Origin of the sequence: Paraburkholderia sp. J69-1 (genome assembly GCF_905220255.1) — a bacterium.
Lineage (GTDB): Bacteria > Pseudomonadota > Gammaproteobacteria > Burkholderiales > Burkholderiaceae > Paraburkholderia.
Window position 1 is genome coordinate 1 of the sequence record NZ_CAJMZG010000028.1, and the last position, 16,602, is coordinate 16,602.

The 16,602-nt window shown below is 63.5% G+C and carries 13 protein-coding genes; 2 read left to right on the forward strand and 11 right to left on the reverse strand.

What is annotated here, in order from left to right; all coding sequences use genetic code 11:
- The first annotated feature begins 207 nt into the window (after positions 1-207).
- On the forward strand, positions 208-822 hold the full coding sequence (gene dsbG, locus U5A67_RS35475; RefSeq protein WP_205987861.1) for a thiol:disulfide interchange protein DsbG: 615 nt from the start codon (positions 208-210) through the stop codon (positions 820-822).
- A 292-nt stretch (positions 823-1,114) separates the two neighbouring features.
- Here dsbG and U5A67_RS35480 read toward each other — a convergent pair whose 3' ends face one another.
- The 11 genes from U5A67_RS35480 to U5A67_RS35530 all read right to left on the reverse strand — a co-directional run bounded on the left by U5A67_RS35480 (position 1,115) and on the right by U5A67_RS35530 (position 14,712).
- Positions 1,115-2,062 carry a DUF1571 domain-containing protein gene (locus U5A67_RS35480; protein WP_321817992.1) on the reverse strand — a complete coding sequence of 316 codons (948 nt, stop codon included), beginning with the start codon at positions 2,060-2,062 and terminating at the stop codon, positions 1,115-1,117.
- 89 nt (positions 2,063-2,151) lie between these two features.
- Positions 2,152-3,915 carry an AMP-binding protein gene (locus tag U5A67_RS35485; RefSeq protein ID WP_321817993.1) on the reverse strand — a complete coding sequence of 588 codons (1,764 nt, stop codon included), beginning with the start codon at positions 3,913-3,915 and terminating at the stop codon, positions 2,152-2,154.
- Between the two features lie 145 nt (positions 3,916-4,060).
- Complete coding sequence (locus U5A67_RS35490; protein WP_415768117.1) at positions 4,061-5,053, reverse strand: alpha/beta fold hydrolase; 993 nt, start codon at positions 5,051-5,053, stop codon at positions 4,061-4,063.
- A gap of 109 nt (positions 5,054-5,162) precedes the next feature.
- Complete coding sequence (locus tag U5A67_RS35495) at positions 5,163-6,092, reverse strand: alpha/beta fold hydrolase (protein WP_321817995.1); 930 nt, start codon at positions 6,090-6,092, stop codon at positions 5,163-5,165.
- A 6-nt stretch (positions 6,093-6,098) separates the two neighbouring features.
- Positions 6,099-7,001: a metal-dependent hydrolase gene (locus U5A67_RS35500; RefSeq protein WP_205987856.1), complete on the reverse strand. Its 903-nt coding sequence runs from the start codon at positions 6,999-7,001 to the stop codon at positions 6,099-6,101.
- Positions 6,998-7,936, reverse strand: a complete 939-nt coding sequence (locus U5A67_RS35505; protein WP_205987855.1) for an SDR family NAD(P)-dependent oxidoreductase — start codon at positions 7,934-7,936, stop codon at positions 6,998-7,000. Before U5A67_RS35505 ends, U5A67_RS35500 begins: the two co-directional genes overlap by 4 nt.
- Before the next feature lie 35 nt (positions 7,937-7,971).
- Positions 7,972-9,552 (reverse strand): NAD(P)/FAD-dependent oxidoreductase, encoded by a 1,581-nt coding sequence (locus U5A67_RS35510; protein WP_321817996.1) that lies wholly within the window; start codon positions 9,550-9,552, stop codon positions 7,972-7,974.
- A 261-nt stretch (positions 9,553-9,813) separates the two neighbouring features.
- Positions 9,814-10,704, reverse strand: a complete 891-nt coding sequence (locus U5A67_RS35515; protein WP_321817997.1) for a MerR family transcriptional regulator — start codon at positions 10,702-10,704, stop codon at positions 9,814-9,816.
- A 136-nt stretch (positions 10,705-10,840) separates the two neighbouring features.
- Positions 10,841-11,686 (reverse strand): OmpW/AlkL family protein, encoded by an 846-nt coding sequence (locus U5A67_RS35520; protein ID WP_205987852.1) that lies wholly within the window; start codon positions 11,684-11,686, stop codon positions 10,841-10,843.
- 238 nt (positions 11,687-11,924) lie between these two features.
- Positions 11,925-13,139, reverse strand: coding sequence for a DUF2957 domain-containing protein (locus U5A67_RS35525; protein WP_241024837.1), 1,215 nt, complete (start codon positions 13,137-13,139; stop codon positions 11,925-11,927).
- Positions 13,140-13,344: 205 nt separating this feature from the next.
- The gene (locus tag U5A67_RS35530) at positions 13,345-14,712 is read right to left on the reverse strand and encodes a DUF2957 domain-containing protein (RefSeq protein ID WP_205987850.1); all 1,368 of its coding nucleotides are present in this window, start codon (positions 14,710-14,712) and stop codon (positions 13,345-13,347) included.
- 820 nt (positions 14,713-15,532) lie between these two features.
- Here U5A67_RS35530 and U5A67_RS35535 point away from each other — a divergent pair.
- Positions 15,533-16,591 carry a hypothetical protein gene (locus tag U5A67_RS35535; protein ID WP_321817998.1) on the forward strand — a complete coding sequence of 353 codons (1,059 nt, stop codon included), beginning with the start codon at positions 15,533-15,535 and terminating at the stop codon, positions 16,589-16,591.
- The last annotated feature ends 11 nt before the right edge of the window (positions 16,592-16,602 follow it).

Below are 16,602 nucleotides of genomic sequence, written 5' to 3' on the forward strand. Positions count from 1 at the left end.
GGAAAAAGCACGACGCACATCACGTCGAACGTGCGAGTTCTCCGCACGCCATTCCTCATCTCCCGCAAACCCTCACCTTTCCCACGCCGCCTGACACGCACGCCATATTGGCGTCAGGGGCACGCCACGATTGCGCCCTAAGATACGTGGCTCCGCGTCGGGGCTCGCGTTCGCTGCAAGCCCGCGCGAGCACTATCGAGGTGAACAATGAAGAAGTGGATTTACAGCCTGATCGCGGCCGGCGCGCTGAGCGCATGGGGCGCCGCCCCGGCGATGGCCGCCGACGAACCCGCATGGTTGCCTGCTGCCGCCGCTACGCGTTTGCAAAGTGCGAGTGCGATCGTCGAAGGCGCAAGTGGAGCGAACGTCAAGTCGACGCTTTACGTCTTCATGGACCCGAACTGCATCTTCTGTCATCTGGTCTGGAAGGCGCTGCAGCCATATGAAGCGGCAGGTCTGCAGGTTCACTGGATTCCACTCGGTTTTCTGAAGCCCGATTCGCCCGGCAAAGCGGCAGCGCTGCTGCAATCGAAGAATAGCGCAGCACTCCTGAACGAACTGGAAACGCACTACTCGGAGAAAGACGAATCGGGCGGGATCGCGCCGCTCGCGCACATTCCGGCAGCGGCACAGGCGCAGATCGACAGCAATACGCAGCTGTTTCAGGACCTGGGCTTCCAGGGCACGCCCACGATCATCTATCAAGGATCGGGTGGTCGTTGGGCCGATATCGACGGTGTGCCCAAGCTCAGCATGCTGCCAGGCATGTTGAATCTGCCGGCGCAGCCTGTGACGGACCCGGAACTGCAGAAGTACCGCTAAACCCGTGAGGTGAGTCATTCCAGGAGCAGCGCTCGATGGTGAGCGTATCGGCGTATGGTGAGGTCACCGCAACCCGGTGATGGTGAGGAATTCCAGGAGTCGGCGTGTCTGGAAATGCAAAGTGAGCGCGCGAGTCAACCACGCGCTCACCGTAGCGCCGATCACCGGGCAATTTGTGAAACTAACGATATGCGCCGACCACCATCCATGCGCATTTCGAAGCGGTGAAGACCCTGCGCACCGCTTCGATCACCGTCATCAAGCTCCCGAAAACACTCACCTCAAACGTGCCTTAGAACTTGTAGTCGGGGTTCTTCGGATCAAATGCCTCGGCGTCGAAACTCTTCGGCGTGATGTTGTCGATCACGATCTTCTCGAACATCTGCCCATCGTCGCCATACGCTTCGACCGTGCGGAAGTACGGATGACGCAGATCGAGCCCAAGCGTCTGCTTCTTCGCGTAGAACTGCGGCTTGCCGCTCGGCGACACGTAGGTCAGCGCCACCACGCGCACACCGTTGACCGTTTTCACCTTGACATCGGGCTTGTAGGGCGCGCCCACTTCCACATACTTCTTCGCGTCGGTCATGAACTGGCTCACGATAAATTCGGTGCCCAGATCCGTGATCTTGTGATTCGATTGCGCGCGCGCGAGCGTGCCGTCGAGCGCCGTCCACATCGGCATCACGCCGAGCAGGCCGCCCAGATGGCCATACATCTCATCGGTTTTCTTCGACGCGTCGTAGATCACTTCCTCGCCCGAATGCTCGCCGTCGGGCAGCCATTTCGCGTAGATCCGCAGCGGATCGTGCTCGAGCTTCACGAGCATATGCGCCGGTTTGCTCGGCCATTTGCCGTTCAAACGCTCCCAGCGCGACAGCGTGAATTCATACGACGGATAACCCGACGGCCCGAGCTTGATCACCGTGGGCACCACAAGCGGATCGAGCGTCTGGAACAGCGCCGTAAGTTGCGCATCGTCCATCTTCACGAGCGCGCCGCTTTTCTGCGCGCGCTGCAGCCATTTCACCTGCTGATCGACGGACAGTTTGCTCACCTCCGCCGCGGCGTTACCCGATGATGGAGCGGCCGCGCTGCCCTGCTGCGCGTTAGCCTCGGCGTTGGGGCTGGCGTCGTCCTGCGCGAACGCCGTGGCGCAAGCCAAAGCAAACGCCGCGCAGGCGATGGGGGCGGCCAGGCGCAGCGCCCGGGCAACCGGTTTCGATGCGATCGTGCTCATGATGTGTCTCCCTGTTTCGATGCTTGTCAGTGCTTGTGTGAGTCAAACGAAAGCGCAAAGCGAAAAAAGCAGAACGGCCAGGACGTCGTTCAATGCGCGCGTTGCTTCGCGATTTCCTCGTCGCGCAGCGCACGGCGCAGAATCTTGCCGACATTGGTTTGCGGCAGCGCCTCGCGAAACTCCACGGCGCGCGGCACCTTGTAACCGGTGAGCTGCTTGCGGCAGTGGGCGATCACCGCATCGGCCGTCAGTGACGGATCGCGCGCGACCACGAACACCTTCACGCGCTCGCCCTGCACGGGATCGGGCACGCCGATGGCCGCCACTTCGCGCACATCGGGATGCATCGCCACTACTTCCTCGATCTCGTTCGGATACACATTGAAGCCCGACACGATGATCATGTCCTTCTTGCGATCGATCAGGCGGATAAAGCCCTGCGCATCCATCACGCCGATATCGCCGGTCGCAAGCCAGCCATCGGCGTCGAGCACCTGAGCGGTGTCATCGGGACGATTCCAGTAGCCGAGCATCACCTGCGGCCCCTTCACGCACAATTCGCCCGCTTCACCCACATTCGCCCAGCTACCGTCTTCACGGCGGAAGCGCACCTGCGTGGACGGCACGGGCAGGCCGATCGAGCCCGCGAAATCGCGCATATTGCTGAGATCGACGGGATTGGTCGCCACGATAGGCGAGCATTCGGTGAGGCCATAACCCTCGACGATCGGCTGTCCCGTCACGGCCTTGAAGCGATCGGCGACGGCCTTCTGCGTGGCCATGCCGCCTGCCATCGCCAGTTTGAGCGCGGAAAAATCGCGTCTGCAGAACTCGGCGTCGTCGAGCAGTGCGTTGTAGAGCGTATTGATGGCCGTGATACCGGTGAACGTTTCGCGGCGCAGGATCATCATCATGCGCTTCGTGTCGCGCGGATTCGCAATCAGGATATTACGTCCGCCCAGGCCCAGAAAAATAAGCGCGTTTACCGTGAGCGAATAGATGTGATAAAGCGGCAGCGGCGTGAGTACGGTTTCGACTTCGCCCGTCAATTGCGACGCCGACCAAGCCTTCGCCTGTAAAACGTTAGCCATGATGTTGCGATGCGTGAGCATTGCGCCTTTGGCTACGCCGGTCGTTCCTCCGGTGTACTGAAGAAAGGCGAGATCGCCGTTCGTGCGCAAGGCGGGCGCAAGCGTGCGGCGCGCGCTGGTTTGCAGTGCATCGCGCAGACGCACGGCGTTCGGCAGCACGTACTTCGGCACCATCTTCTTCACGCGCTTCAGCACGAAATTAAGCAATCGACCCTTGAAATTAAGGCCATCCGCGAGAAGATCGCCCAAACCCGTCACGGCGATATGCTCGACGCGCGTGCCCGGCAGCGCTTCCTGCAGCGTCTTCGCGAAGTTCTCGAACACGACGATGGCGCGCGCGCCGCTGTCTTTGAGCTGATGCGCGAGTTCGCGCGGCGTATAGAGCGGATTGACATTGACGACCACGGCGCCCGCCTTGAGCGCGCCAAACAGCGCAACGGGATACTGAAACGTATTGGGCAGCATGATGGCCACGCGCTCGCCAGGTGCGATACCCACGCCTTGCAGCCACGCGGCGAACGCTTCGGCCTTGCGAGCCAGCGCGCCATAAGTCAGCGAGGATCCCACGCTCACGTACGCAACGCGATCGCGAAACTGCGCAACGCAATCGTCGAAGTAGTGCGTAATCGTTTCGTACTCTGAAACGTCGATTTCGGGCGCAACGCCTTTGGGATAGGACGCGTACCAGATGCCGTCGGTGTCGGGCGCGGCGTGGCGCGCAGTATCCACCGGCGCCGTCTGCGTTTGCAGTTGGGCTGCCATGGCTGTCTCCAATATGTTTTTTGTGGTGAATCGCGACGCCGCGCGTTGCTGGAAAGCCGTGCGCCGCCGCCACTCACGATAACAAGTTCACCTCCCGATCCGCACGCTTTACGACCGAGCAGTCGCTCTAGCCGCGCGCTTACAGTTATATTGCGGCACGACGTTGCAGCATCTCCGGCGCGAGCGCGGCGTTGGCGCTGTCGCTCTGGCCGACTGCAATGGCGCGCTCGCCGTGCGCCTGCGTCGTACCGGCGATGGCCGTGCGCAGCCATTCGTAGGTGGTCGAAGGCGCGGTGACCGGCAGCATGTGCCCGCCCTCCACGACCTTGAGCGTCACGCGCGTCGATCGACGGCGCAGCGCATCGCCGTGGCGCGCCCAGTTCAACACGATATCGCCGCGCCCGAACAGCACATCCACAGGAACGCTCAGTTGTGCATAGCGTTGTTCCATCTGCGCGAGATCGTCGGAGTCTTCGATCGCAACAAGATCGCGCGAGCCATTGATAAAGCCGCCAGGGCGCAAGCTCAACAGCGCGCCGCCACGCGTGCGGAAATCTTCGGGCACACGCTCGGGCGCGAACACCTGCCTGAGCGTCGGAGTGCTGGTGGCGAGACCGAACGGCGTCGCCAGCGTGCGGGCGATAAAGCGGCGCACTGCGTTCGAGCGCAACACCAGCGCACGAAACGCCTTGGGCACTTCCGTCTGCACATGCGTGAGCGGCGCGATCAGCGCAATGCGCGCGACGGTGTGTGCATGGTCGAGCGCCACCGCGAGCGCAATCGCCCCGCCAAGCGAATGCCCGACCAACACGGGCGCGTGCAGATCGAGCTTCTGCATGAAGCGCGCAATCAGCGCGGCTTGCGTGCGGATATTCGCGCTGGCCTGCGCACTGCGCGTGGAATAACCGGAGCCCGGCCGATCGACGAGAATCACGCGATGCTCGCGCGCCAGCGCTTCAAGCGGCAGATAAGCGAAGTTGCGCATCTGCCCGCACAGGCCGTGCACGAACACGACGGCCGGCTTGTCGCGGCTGCCGAATTCGACGTAATGCAGACGTTCGCCATCCACGTCGATCAGACGGCCGTCCATCGGCACGGCCTGTTCGATGCGGCGCGTGGCGCGTCGCGTGAAGAGCATGAGCAACACGAGCGTGACGCCGACAGCAGCGATCACGATGATTCCCGTCAACACGGGCAGAGCGATTGCGTTCACGCGATTCTCCACAGGCAGGATGGTTATTGGTCGTTCAGAGATCGAGCTGGGCCGCGTGCGTTTCCTCGCGCTTCGTCCACGCGATGAAACGCTGCACGCGCGCGGCGATCAGCGGCGCATCGCGCACCACGGTCCAATGCGGCGCGTCGATCCACTCACGACGATGCCGCCCGAGCCACTGGCCCACGCCCTCGGTCAAGGCGGGCGTGACGTAGCGATCGAAACGCGGCACGACGATCTGAACGGGCACGTCGGTGCGGCGTTCGCGCGGCATTCGCGCACGTTCGATGAAGTTCGCGCGATAGAGCTGGACGCCGTTGATGCAGTTGCGCAACTGGTCGGGATCGCGCTGGGCGCGCACGCCTTCGGTCTTGCGCAGCCACCACGGCCACAGCGCCGCGCCACCAAACCGCCACACCAGTTGCGGCACCAGCGGCAGATGAAAGAACGCGATGTACCACGAACGCAGCGATTGCTTGAGCCCGAACTTCGCACGAAATACGTGATCGAGACAGGGCCCGGAAATCGACGTATACGAGGCGATGAGCGCGGCGTTGGCCGGATCGGTCACGGCTTCCCAGCACTGGATCGAGCCCCAGTCGTGCGCGACCAGATGAAACGGCTGTGCGCCGCACGTGGCGTCGGCCACGGCGATCAGATCGCGCGCGAGTTGCGCGAGCTTGTAGCCGGCGCGAGCGCGCGGCGCTCCCGATGCGCCCATACCACGCACGTCGTAGGCAATCACCCGAAAGCGCGTTTCCAGTTCGCGACGCATGCCGTCCCAGACGCGCGCCGAATCCGGATAGCCATGCACGAGGATCAACGGCGGCGCATCGCGCGGCCCGCTCGCATACACGGCGAGCCGCACGCCATCCGAAGCGTCCACGTCGAGCCGTTCCAGCACGGCGGCGGGCGCTTCACGCTCGCGCCCGCCGCCACGCGGCCCATCGCTAAAGGTCCGCATGAGCGTTCAGGCTGCGCGCGGCGTGCTGGCCGGATGCAACGGCACGCGACGCGGTGCGGCTTGCGCAGCATATTGCGCGTTAGTCTCGTCGATCTGTGCGATGAGGCCGTTGATCCGTTCGAGGTGCTTACGATTGTTGTGGTCCCACGGATGGAAGCCCGGCTTGAAAAAGCGCAGCCATTCCATCGCAATGCCGGGGAACACACCATGGCGCGGACCATAGAGGAACTTGAACAGCTTCCAGTAACCGCTGAACTTGCCGATACGGCGCTTGTGCCGGCGCATCAGCGCGAGGTGATAGTCGAACACGATCACCCAGAACAGCACCGTGGTCGCCAGCATCGTGCCGGTGCGCATCAGATAGCGCTTCGGCCCCGGCTTGATGACGAGATTCCAGACATCGTAGGACACCGATTTGTGCTCGGTTTCTTCGAGCGCGTGCCAGAGCCACATCTGCTTGTAGCCTTCCACCGATCCTTCGATACGCGTGCCGGTATCGGCCAGCAGCAGATCGGCGAGCATCGCGGTGTAGTGCTCGAGCGCGACGGTCTGCGCGAGTTGCAGCGAAGGCGGCAACACCTTGCGCGCGAAGTTGAGGATCGCCCACAGACGCTTGTCGAGCTTGTGCGCGGGCAGCCCGGCGGACTGCAGCAGATCGTTGTATTCTACGTGCTCGCGCGTATGCATCGCTTCCTGACCGATGAAACCCATCACCTGCTTCTTGAGTTCCGGGTCTTCGATACGGTCGCGATAGTGGCGCACCGAATCCATAAAGAAGCGCTCACCTGCCGGAAAGAGCAGCGAAAGCGCGTTGAAGAAGTGCGTCACGGGCACGCCTTCGACGTGCCAGTCGCATGCCCGTTCGGGCGGTAACGCGAAACGGACGTCGCGTCGTACTGGCATGATCATGCTGTTTCTCCCTGATTTTTGCCTGCGTTGTTATTCATGGTGCGGCCGTTGAGCATGGCCTCGCGTTCGGCGCGGCGTGCGCGCTTGCGCGCCTTGGCGGCTTCGCGCCGCGCGCTCATCACGACGAGCGCCTGGTAAGCGGCGGGCAGCGAGCGCGCGAGCCAGTCGGCGGCGCGTGCGTCGCGGCCGATCAGCACGCGGCGCGCATTGCGGCGCACGCCGTTGAGAATGGTGCGGGCGGCGTCGTCGGCGGTGGTGATGAAGAACTTCTCGAATTCGTCCTTGCCCTGCTGCTCGCTCGCCACCATGAAGCCGACCATATTCGACGCCACGCGGCTCGCCTGGGCGATGTTGGTGCGAATGCCGCCGGGGTGCACGCAGGTCGCGGAAACGCCGCAGCGCATCATGTCGAGTTCCTGGCGCAGCGATTCGGTAAAGCCGCGCACGGCGAACTTGGTGGCGTTGTAGCCGCTCATGCCAGGCTGCGCAAACAGCCCGAACACGCTCGACGTGTTGACGATATGACCTTCGCCCGAGGCCTTCAGGTGCGGCAGGAAGGCCTTGGTGCCATGCACGACGCCCCAGAAGTTGATGTTCACGATCCATTCGAGATCGCTGTACGACATACCGTCGATGGTGCTGGAAAGCGCCACGCCCGCGTTGTTGAAAACGAGGTTGATGCGACCGTGCGCGGCGGCGGTTTCATCGGCCCAGGCGAACATTGCGTCGCGATCGCCTACGTCGAGTTCGCGGGTCGTCACGCGCACGTTCGGCGCGAGTGCGCGCACGATGCGCTCGGTTTCGGCAAGGCCGACGGCGTTCTTGTCGGCCAGCGCGAGATGGCAGCCGGCGCCCGCAAGCTGCACGGCCAGCGAGCGGCCCATGCCCGAACCCGCACCCGTGATCGCGGCGACCTTGTTGTCGAAGTGCTTCATATCCGTTCTCTCCCTGAGTCGATCAGCGGGCCGCTTCAGGCGGCCTCGGTCGTTTGCGTGGCCACCGCGAGCGGCGCGGGCGCGGCTTCATGCTGCGGCGCGCGGAACACCTGATACTCGGCGATGGAAAAATGCGCGGTCGCGCGACGGAAGCGCCACGTAAAGCCCGGCCAGAGCGTGGTGTTCTTGCCGTTGCGCGGATCGAGATACCAGCTCTTGCAGCCGCCCACCGACCAGATCGCGCGATCGAGCTTCTGCTGGATGCGCTCGTTGTAGCGCGCTTCCACCTGCGGGCGCACTTCGATGGAATCGGCGCGATCTTTCTTCATCGCATCGAGCGCGCCGAGGATGTATTCGATCTGCGACTCGATCATGAACACCATCGAGTTGTGGCCAAGCCCCGTATTCGGGCCGACGACCATAAAAAAGTTCGGATAACCAGGCAAACTCGTACCCAGATACGCATGCGCACCGTTGCGCCATGTATCGACGATATCCACGCCGCCGCGCCCGAGAATCGTGCCCGGCGCGAACGGATCGGCCACCTGAAAACCGGTGCCGTAGATCAGGCAATCGACTTCGTGATGCTGGCCGTCGGCGGTGATCACGCCGGTGGCGTCGATGCGCTCGATCGCATCGGTCACCACCTCCACGTTGGTGCGCGTGAGCGCGGGGTAATAGTCGTTCGAGATCAGCACGCGCTTGCAGCCGATCGTGTAATCGGGCGTGACGGCCGCGCGCAGCGCCGGGTCTTTCACGTGATGCTTGATGTGGCGCACCGCGATCTTCTGCACGTTCTTCATCAGCGAGGGATGGATCGCGAAACCCAGCACGCGCGACTCCAGCATCCAGTACAGGCCGGTGCGGGCGATCTTCTGCGTGAACGGCAGCGAGCGGAACATCCATTGTTCGAACTTCGAGAGCGCGCGGTCGGGCTTGGGCATGATCCACGGCGGCGTGCGCTGGAACAGCGCGAGCTTGTCGACTTTCGGCGCGATCTGCGGCACGAACTGGATCGCGCTCGCACCCGTGCCGATCACCGCCACGCGCTTGCCTTCGAGCGCATAACCGTGATCCCAGTGCTGCGAATGGAACGCCTTGCCCTGAAACGTTTCCACGCCGGGAATCGCGGGCAGCGCGGCGCGTGAGAGGCCGCCCATCGCCGAAATCAGCACGCGTGCCGCAACGCGCCGTCCGTTGGCGAAGGCAAGGCGCCAGCAGTGCGCGGCTTCGTCCCAGCGGGCGCTCGACAGTTCGTGGTCGAAGTTCAGCCACGGCGAGAGACGGAACTTGTCGACGCAACGGTTCAGATAGGCGCGGATTTCCGGCTGGGGCGCGAACATGCGCGTCCAGCGCGGGTTGGGCGCGAACGAAAACGAATACACATGCGATTGCACGTCGCAGGCGCAACCGGGGTAATGGTTGTCGCGCCAGGTGCCGCCCACCGAGCCGGCTTTCTCGAATACGGCGAAGTCGGTTTCGCCGCGCTGGAGCAGGCGGATCGCCATGCCAAGGCCGGCAAAGCCGGTACCGATGATGGCAACGCCGATCGGCTCGCCAGAATCGGCAAAACGGCCGTCGCCGGCCCCATCGAAAAACCGGGTGGGTGCGTTCATCCGGAGCGTCTCCCTATGGTTCATTCTTAACTGTTACATTGAATGATGTAAACATAGTGCGCGAGACGCCCGCGCGCAAGAGGCTAGAGGGAGCATTCCAAGAATTTCGCGCGGACTTTAAGACACGCGAAAACGCCCGACTGTATTGGGTTTCAGGGTTTTGAAGGGCGTTCTGAAGGGAGAAAGAAAGCGTAGAAAAAACGGGGGCATAAGAAAAAAGCGCGGTGTTGAGCCGCGCTATTCAGATCCCGCAGCGCAATATCAGCGCTTCTTGCTGGCGGCCTTTTTGGGCGCGCGCGGCGCTTTTTCGGCGGCGGCTGGCGCGGTTTCCGCGGTTTGCGCTTCCAACTCCGGCGTGCCGCGCCGGCCGAGCTTCTGGTCGAGGATGGTGGCCACGCGCCCGCCCAGATAGTCGCTCGACTGTTCCTCCAGCGCGCGCAGGATCTCGTTCTCCACGAACACCGTGGAAAGCGGGCGCAGCCGCCAGATGGCGTCGACGAGCGCAGGCATGTCGGTGGCGGGCGGCAGCGCGCCGGCGTCGTAACGATCGAGATGGCGTACCACCATCTCCACTAGCACGCGCGCGATGGCGTCGAAATGCGGCCGTGCTTCTTCGAGCACGTCCAGCAGCTCGCGCGCCGGAATGCCTTCGCGCACGGTCGCTGCGGCCGCATCGAGCATGGCCGGATTGCGCGCGACGAAAGACAGCCCTTTGCGTTCGAGCAGACCGAGTTCGGCGAGGCGCGTGAGGCTGCTGGGCGCCTGCGGGCCGAACAGCTTGATCAGTTCGGGCAGCGAATAAGTCTTGGGACGCGCATGCGACCACGGCCCGCCGATAGCGTTCTCCAGCCCGAGGATCGAGCGCAGATCGCCGCCATCGTCGATGGCCTTGATGAGATCCTGGATGTTCGAGAGCGTATAGCCGCGCGCGAGCAGGTGATTGATGAGCTTGAGGCGCGCGACGTGCGAATCGTTATAAATGCCCACGCGGCCGCGCTTGTCGGGCGGCATGAGCAGGTCGCGGTCCTGATACGCGCGCACGTTGCGCACGGTCGTATTCGCCACGCGCGCGAGTTCATCGACGGTGTATTCGCTGTCGGTGGCGCGCTCGGGCGCGAGTTCGGTCTCGGGGGGCGTGGGCGATTTCGGCATGCGCCGATTTTAGCGCGAGCCGTCGCACGAGCGCGAGACGGCGCACCGCGCGAACGTGCGTTTGCCCACCCGGCGTTGCTTTACGCGTCTTACCGTGCGCACGCTGCGTTGCCCCGGCGTTGTGCCGCACGCGGACTCAGAACCGGTACGACACGCCCAGATAGGAAATGAGCGGATCGGCCTTCAGTTCGGCGCGGCTCACGGCGAGTTCGGTGCCGTCGGCGGCCTTCACGATCACGGACGACGTGGTCTTCAGCGGAATATAGGTGAGCGAGGCCACGATGCCGAAATGCGCGGTGACGTTGTAGGTCGCACCCAGATTGAACACCGGCTGCCACGACGACGACGCCTTCGCGCTCACCTGCGTCTGCCCGGGCTTGCCCGCGCCCGCGGCGAGCACGGCGCCCAGATCGTCCTGGGTGGCTTTCACGAAGTTCGGATTGAGCTGGATCGACGAGAACCAGTTATACGACACGCCGATGCCCACGAACGGGCGGAACTTCGCATCGCCATCCCGGAAGTAGTACTGAAAGATCAGCGCCGGGCTCCACTGGCGCACGCTCGTCACGATCGGATTGGTCGAGGCATCGCTCAGGTTCTGGCTGCCGAGCGCGCCCGCCGGTCCCGGCGGCTTGATGGTGCCGTGGCCATAGAGCTTGAAGGTGGGCGGCACGCCCGCCACCGAAGACACCGCGATGTGGTCGGTCAGAAAGTGCGTGAAGACCAGCCCGACCGTATCCGCCTTGCTGGTCGACAGACCGGTGCCCGGCGAGGTGAACGAATTCGGCAGCCGCAGCGGCGTGTTGATCGGCGTGGGCGCAACCGTCGTGGTGAGCGGTGTGCTCGATTGCTGCGGCATGACGTGAAACCAGCCGAGTACGGCCACGTTGTCGCCCGCATGCTGGGCATGAGCGGCCGTGGAAAGTCCGGCGGCGCACGTCGCCACAGCGGCCGCTGCTGCCGCCTTTGCAGTACGTCTCATTGTTCCTCCCTGTTCTACCTGTTGCTCTCAGGTTCGGGCGACCTGCCCGCGCGCGGCGACCGTCTCGTGAACGGCCGGTCCTGCGCGTGCCTTACGGCGCGCCGTCGTGGGCGATGCTGGCGGCAAGGCCGGGCATCGCCCGCACGCAGGCGCAGTGCGGTCACCTTATGGGCAGCGGCTCCCTCGTCGATCGCTGCGTCGTTGCGTCGCTGTGTCGCTGTGTTCAGGCGCGTGTGCGCTACTGGACGAAAGCGCCCGCCGTGAAGTACGGCGCGGAGGCGTTCGTCAGATCGAGGAAGCTGAACACGCCGCCCGTGAAGGTCATCTTTCCGGTCGGCGTCGTGCCCGTCGATGCATTCACATGCGTGGTCGTGACGATGCCCGGCGTGCTCTGCGTGAAGTTCAGATCGAGTGCCGTGGCGAGCGACGCCTGCGACGCGTTGAACGGATCGAGCAGCGTGCCCTCGGTGCCGCTGAGCGCGAGCGAGCGATAGTCGAATTCGCTATCGACGCTGATGTATTCGCCGTCCTGCGATCCTTGCGCGATGGCGGTTTGCGGCGCGAGCACCGAAATACCCGATTCGTCGTCGGCGACCGGGCCGGTCGCGCCGCTCTGCGGATCGGTGCCGATGGTCGGATACGCCACGCCCGTACGCACGAGTACCGGCACGAGCTGGTTACGCAGCTTGCCGACGATCATGAAGCCCTTCGCGGCGTTCTTGCCGGTCACGAGCGTGGGCTTGACCTGCCCCTGGAAGTTGTCGGTTTCGAACGCGCCGCTGCCGTCGCTCGACTGCACGAAGTTCGTGCCGGGCTGCTGGCATGTGCCGGCGTTCACGCCGCTGTTATCGCACTCCTGCCAGGTGCCATCGGCGTTGATGGTGATCTTTGCGTCCACGGCGGCGGGCAGGAAGTTCTGCGACGGGACCTGGTGATAACCGAGCTGGTTATAGGTGCCGGCCACGTTGGCGATATTCGTTTCGATCGACGAAAAAGCGATGAACGGGTAATACGGGAACTTGGTGTCCGGCACCACGCCGATGCCGCCCGAGCCCGCGAACTGGATTTCCGCGCCCGGAATCGTGCCGCCCGCCACGCCCATGCCGATGAACACGCGCGCCGGCCGGCTCGAATCGAGGCTCGCGCCGTTCAACTGGAACGCGCACTGGTTGAGTTTGGCGGTGGGCAAACCGGTTTCCTGCGTGATCGTGCCGGAAACCACCGTGCCCTTGCGCGTGGGCGTGACGGTGCCGGTGGTCGCGGGAATCGGCGATTCGACGTAGGTGATCTGCCAGGTTTTCTTCGTCGTGTCGATCTGCAGCTTGACGAGTTCGCCGTCGCCGCCGCCGCCGGTGTAGACCGTGTTGTAGTCGAGCGAGGTCGGGCAGAGGGCCGTTTCGACCAGCGGCGGGCTACTGCTTCCGCCGCCGCCGCACGCGCCGAGCGTGAGCATCAGCGGCGCCCCCGCGCCGAGCAGGGCGAGGCGCTTCACGAAGTGCTTGGATTGCATACCGCGTCTCCAGATTCATTCTTGTAGGCGGGGCGCCGGCTCCCTGTCGTGGCGCCCCGTTCTGGCTTGCTGCGTGCTGCCGATCTTGCGCGTCGATCGCATTTGATTTGGTATCCGAATCAATGATGAATCGATCGCCAATCGATGGTTATTGCGGCTGGATCAGCGCACCCACACCGAAGTACGGTGAGTTGGACGTTTCGCTGTTCGCCGAAGTGGACGTGACGCCGCCGTTTTCCTCGCCATTGAGGAAGATGCCGTAGAGGCCGCCTACTGCGATCACGTTGCCGGTCTTGGCGTTGTTGTCGGTGGCGACGAGCAGGCCCGGATGCGTCTGCGTGTAATCGAGCGTGAAGGTGCTTTGCGTCGTCATCGTCGAGGGCTTGAGGAAGCCGGCGCTCTGGCCGTTGATGAGCGTGGCCGTGTAGGCGAAGTTCGAATCGGCGCCGATATAGCTGCCGTCGAACGAACCCGACGTGAGATTGGTCGCGGGCGCCATCATTGCGATACCCGATTCGTCGTCGACGGCCAGCGAAAGCAGGTTCTCGTTCACGTAGCCGGTACGCACGACCACCGGCACGATCTTGCCGTTGAGCTTGCCGAGGATCAGGTGGCTCGATGCACCGTTGGCGACGGCCGAAACCGTCGGCGACTGGATCTTCGGCGCATTGGCGCTGGTGAAATAGCTGCCGGCGGAATCCGCGGCCCATTGCGACGATGCCGTATCGCATTGCGTATTCGTGCCGCCGCTCGTCACGCTGCAATTGCCGCTGGCGTCGTAGGTTTCCTGCGCCGTGGTGGCGGCCGCAGCGAAGTTCTGCGTCGGGACGATGTGATAGAGCAGCGCGTTCCAGTTGCCTTGAAGATCCGCGATGCTGGTGCTGACCGATGAGAAAGCCAGGAACGGATAGAAGTCGAAGGTGCGCGACTTCACGTTGCTGAAGAGCAGGGCGGCCGTGCTGTCGCCGGTGATGTTCACCGTCGCGCCCGGAATGCCGCCGCCCGCCACGCCGAAGCCTACATAAATGGTCGGCGGGTTATCGGCGTTGTACGCGGTGGTGTAGGTGCTGCCGTTGAGCGTGCCGGTGCCTTGCTGGAGCTGGAATGCGCAGGCGATCTGCGCGGCGGTGGGCAGTGCGCCGCTGGGCGGATGCTGGACCGCGCCCGTGATGGTGAGACCCGCACGCGTGTTTTGCACCGAGCTTTCCTGCGCCGGAATCGGCGAGGCGAGGAAGGTCAGCGAGTACGTCATCTTGGTGGGATCGATGCTCAGACTCACCACCTCGCCGCTGCCGGCGCCGCCCAGATACGTGTTCTTGGCGATATCGGCGTCGGCCGGGCAGAGCGCGGTCGCGGCGGTTGCGCTGCTGGGCGCGCCCTGGCCCGTGCAGCTCGATCCCGAGCATTGCGTCGGCGTAATGGCGCCCGGGTCGCTCGCCTTTCCTCCACCGCATGCGACTAGAAGCGGCGTTGCGGCTGCGGCCAGCGCGACGCAGCGGACAATGCTCTCCAACATATGTCTGCCCTCCCTGTCTCGTAATAATTTATGCGCTGAAGATTGGATCATTACATTGCACGCTGTCAATTGAACGAATCACTCTAAAACCGCAACAACCGGCCGTAGCGCTTGCGCCGTCGCGGTTCGGTGCGGTCGCAACAGGGGTTTGTCCCGATGTGTCCGTCTCGCACGCAGGCCGCGCAGCGGGGCCGCCGAGCAATCGACGTTCCCGCTGCATGGTCCCGCTAATTGGGAGGCGTGCTGAATGGAAATCGTTCGGATACCGGTGTAACGGCGTCATCTCCTTGCCGTTGGATCGAGGCAAACCCCAGGTGCGGGTCGGTAAGAAAGCTATGCGGAATGGGAGAAAAGAAGCGGTACTGATTTATCGATATTTATTTCGGTATCCGAATCAATGAGTGGGGGGCAATATCAATGTGTCGAACAGGCATTCTGGTGTGAAGGTGAGGGAATACGGGATTAGGTGTCGGCGCGACGTTTCGCGAAGGGTGAGGATTTTCGGGATGCTGATCGCCTTCGCGCCAGTCGTGCCGGAATTCGCGGCAGCAATACGCAATGCGTATATCGAAATGCAAAGGTGAGCCTTTGCGGGAGCAAAAATCGACCAGCCTGACGCTAAAAATCGTCTGTTTTCAAATGACTGCAAGTCGCTTCGCAGATTTTTTAAATAAAAGTGGCTGGCGGAAAATCAAACGGTGAGTATTTTCAGGAGCGTTCGAAAGCCCTTTTGTCATCGGCGCAATGTTGAGAGCCGGTATAGTGATTCGCGAATCGTGCCGGCCGATGCCGCTGGCGCCGCGCTACGGAGTCGCATGAAATGGGGTTATTCGACCGCTTATCCGACCGCTTTTTCGACCATTTATGGCCGCGCAATCGCGCCATATCAGGCCAGGACAATGCGCAGACGCGCGCGCTCGTCGAAAGGCTGACCGTGCTCAGCCCGTCGCTCAAGCTCGCGCGCGCCTATCGCGAACGACTCGTGCCTGCGCTCGCGAAATCGCAGGCGTATATCGGCGAACTGGTCGAGCGCCTGCCGCCCGCGCGCGAGGCCAGCGCCGCGAACTGGCTGGCCGATCCCTATATCCACGCTTTCTTTGCCGCACCCGACGAAATCTCCCACGTACTGAGCCGCTCCGTCGAACTGCACGCATGGTTCGACAGCCATCCGCTCGCGCGCGAAACCTGGGCGGTACTTGGTATGGCGATGAACGAGCGGCGCGGCTTCGGCGCCGCGCAGCACGGCGATCTGGTGCACACCGACGTCGCCCAGACCACGCTGAGTTTCGACGACCATCAGGTGCGCGTGTGCGGCGAATCCGAAGCCGATCTGCGCGCGCAGATCGTGCAGCGCGTGGTCGAGCAGATTGCGCTCGAAGGCCTCGCGCACATCGCCGCGGACGAATCGCGCCGTGGCGCGCTCGAAGAGGAACGGGCGCTGCTGCGCACGCGCCGCCAGTTGCTCACGCGTCAGGGCGCCGGCACGCAGCGGATGGTGGGCGAACGTGCGCTCGCCGGCGGTGTGGGACTTGCCGGGGAACTCGCGCAACTCGAAGCGGAAATCGCGGCGAACGAACGCGCGCTGGCGTCGCTTGGCCTCAAGACGGACGCGATCGAGCACGAACTGGCGGTGATCTGCGACGTGCTCGGCCATCCGGCGCAGCATGCGAACGTAGAGATGCGCGCGGTGACGCTCAACGCGATGAACGTGGTGATCGAACCCGCTCAGGCCGATGGCGGCGCGTCGATCGTCTTTCCGCTCGCCCATATTCCCGCCAGCCCGGAGGGCGTGCGGGCGTTCTCGCTGGTGCGTTTCGCGCGCGCCGATCTCGTGCCCTTGCCGAAGGTGCTGGATGCCGATAGCCGCTTCGTGATTTGAACGCTAATGAC

Excerpts from the sequence above, each read along its gene's own strand:
- dsbG (WP_205987861.1), top strand. The coding sequence starts at position 208 with ATGAAGAAGTGGATTTACAGCCTGATCGCGGCCGGCGCGCTGAGCGCA.
- U5A67_RS35480 (WP_321817992.1), bottom strand. The coding sequence starts at position 2,062 with ATGAGCACGATCGCATCGAAACCGGTTGCCCGGGCGCTGCGCCTGGCC.
- U5A67_RS35485 (WP_321817993.1), bottom strand. The coding sequence starts at position 3,915 with ATGGCAGCCCAACTGCAAACGCAGACGGCGCCGGTGGATACTGCGCGC.
- U5A67_RS35490 (WP_415768117.1), bottom strand. The coding sequence starts at position 5,053 with ATGCTCTTCACGCGACGCGCCACGCGCCGCATCGAACAGGCCGTGCCG.
- U5A67_RS35495 (WP_321817995.1), bottom strand. The coding sequence starts at position 6,092 with ATGCGGACCTTTAGCGATGGGCCGCGTGGCGGCGGGCGCGAGCGTGAA.
- U5A67_RS35500 (WP_205987856.1), bottom strand. The coding sequence starts at position 7,001 with ATGATCATGCCAGTACGACGCGACGTCCGTTTCGCGTTACCGCCCGAA.
- U5A67_RS35505 (WP_205987855.1), bottom strand. The coding sequence starts at position 7,936 with ATGAAGCACTTCGACAACAAGGTCGCCGCGATCACGGGTGCGGGTTCG.
- U5A67_RS35510 (WP_321817996.1), bottom strand. The coding sequence starts at position 9,552 with ATGAACGCACCCACCCGGTTTTTCGATGGGGCCGGCGACGGCCGTTTT.
- U5A67_RS35515 (WP_321817997.1), bottom strand. The coding sequence starts at position 10,704 with ATGCCGAAATCGCCCACGCCCCCCGAGACCGAACTCGCGCCCGAGCGC.
- U5A67_RS35520 (WP_205987852.1), bottom strand. The coding sequence starts at position 11,686 with ATGAGACGTACTGCAAAGGCGGCAGCAGCGGCCGCTGTGGCGACGTGC.
- U5A67_RS35525 (WP_241024837.1), bottom strand. The coding sequence starts at position 13,139 with ATGCTCACGCTCGGCGCGTGCGGCGGCGGCGGAAGCAGTAGCCCGCCG.
- U5A67_RS35530 (WP_205987850.1), bottom strand. The coding sequence starts at position 14,712 with ATGTTGGAGAGCATTGTCCGCTGCGTCGCGCTGGCCGCAGCCGCAACG.
- U5A67_RS35535 (WP_321817998.1), top strand. The coding sequence starts at position 15,533 with ATGGGGTTATTCGACCGCTTATCCGACCGCTTTTTCGACCATTTATGG.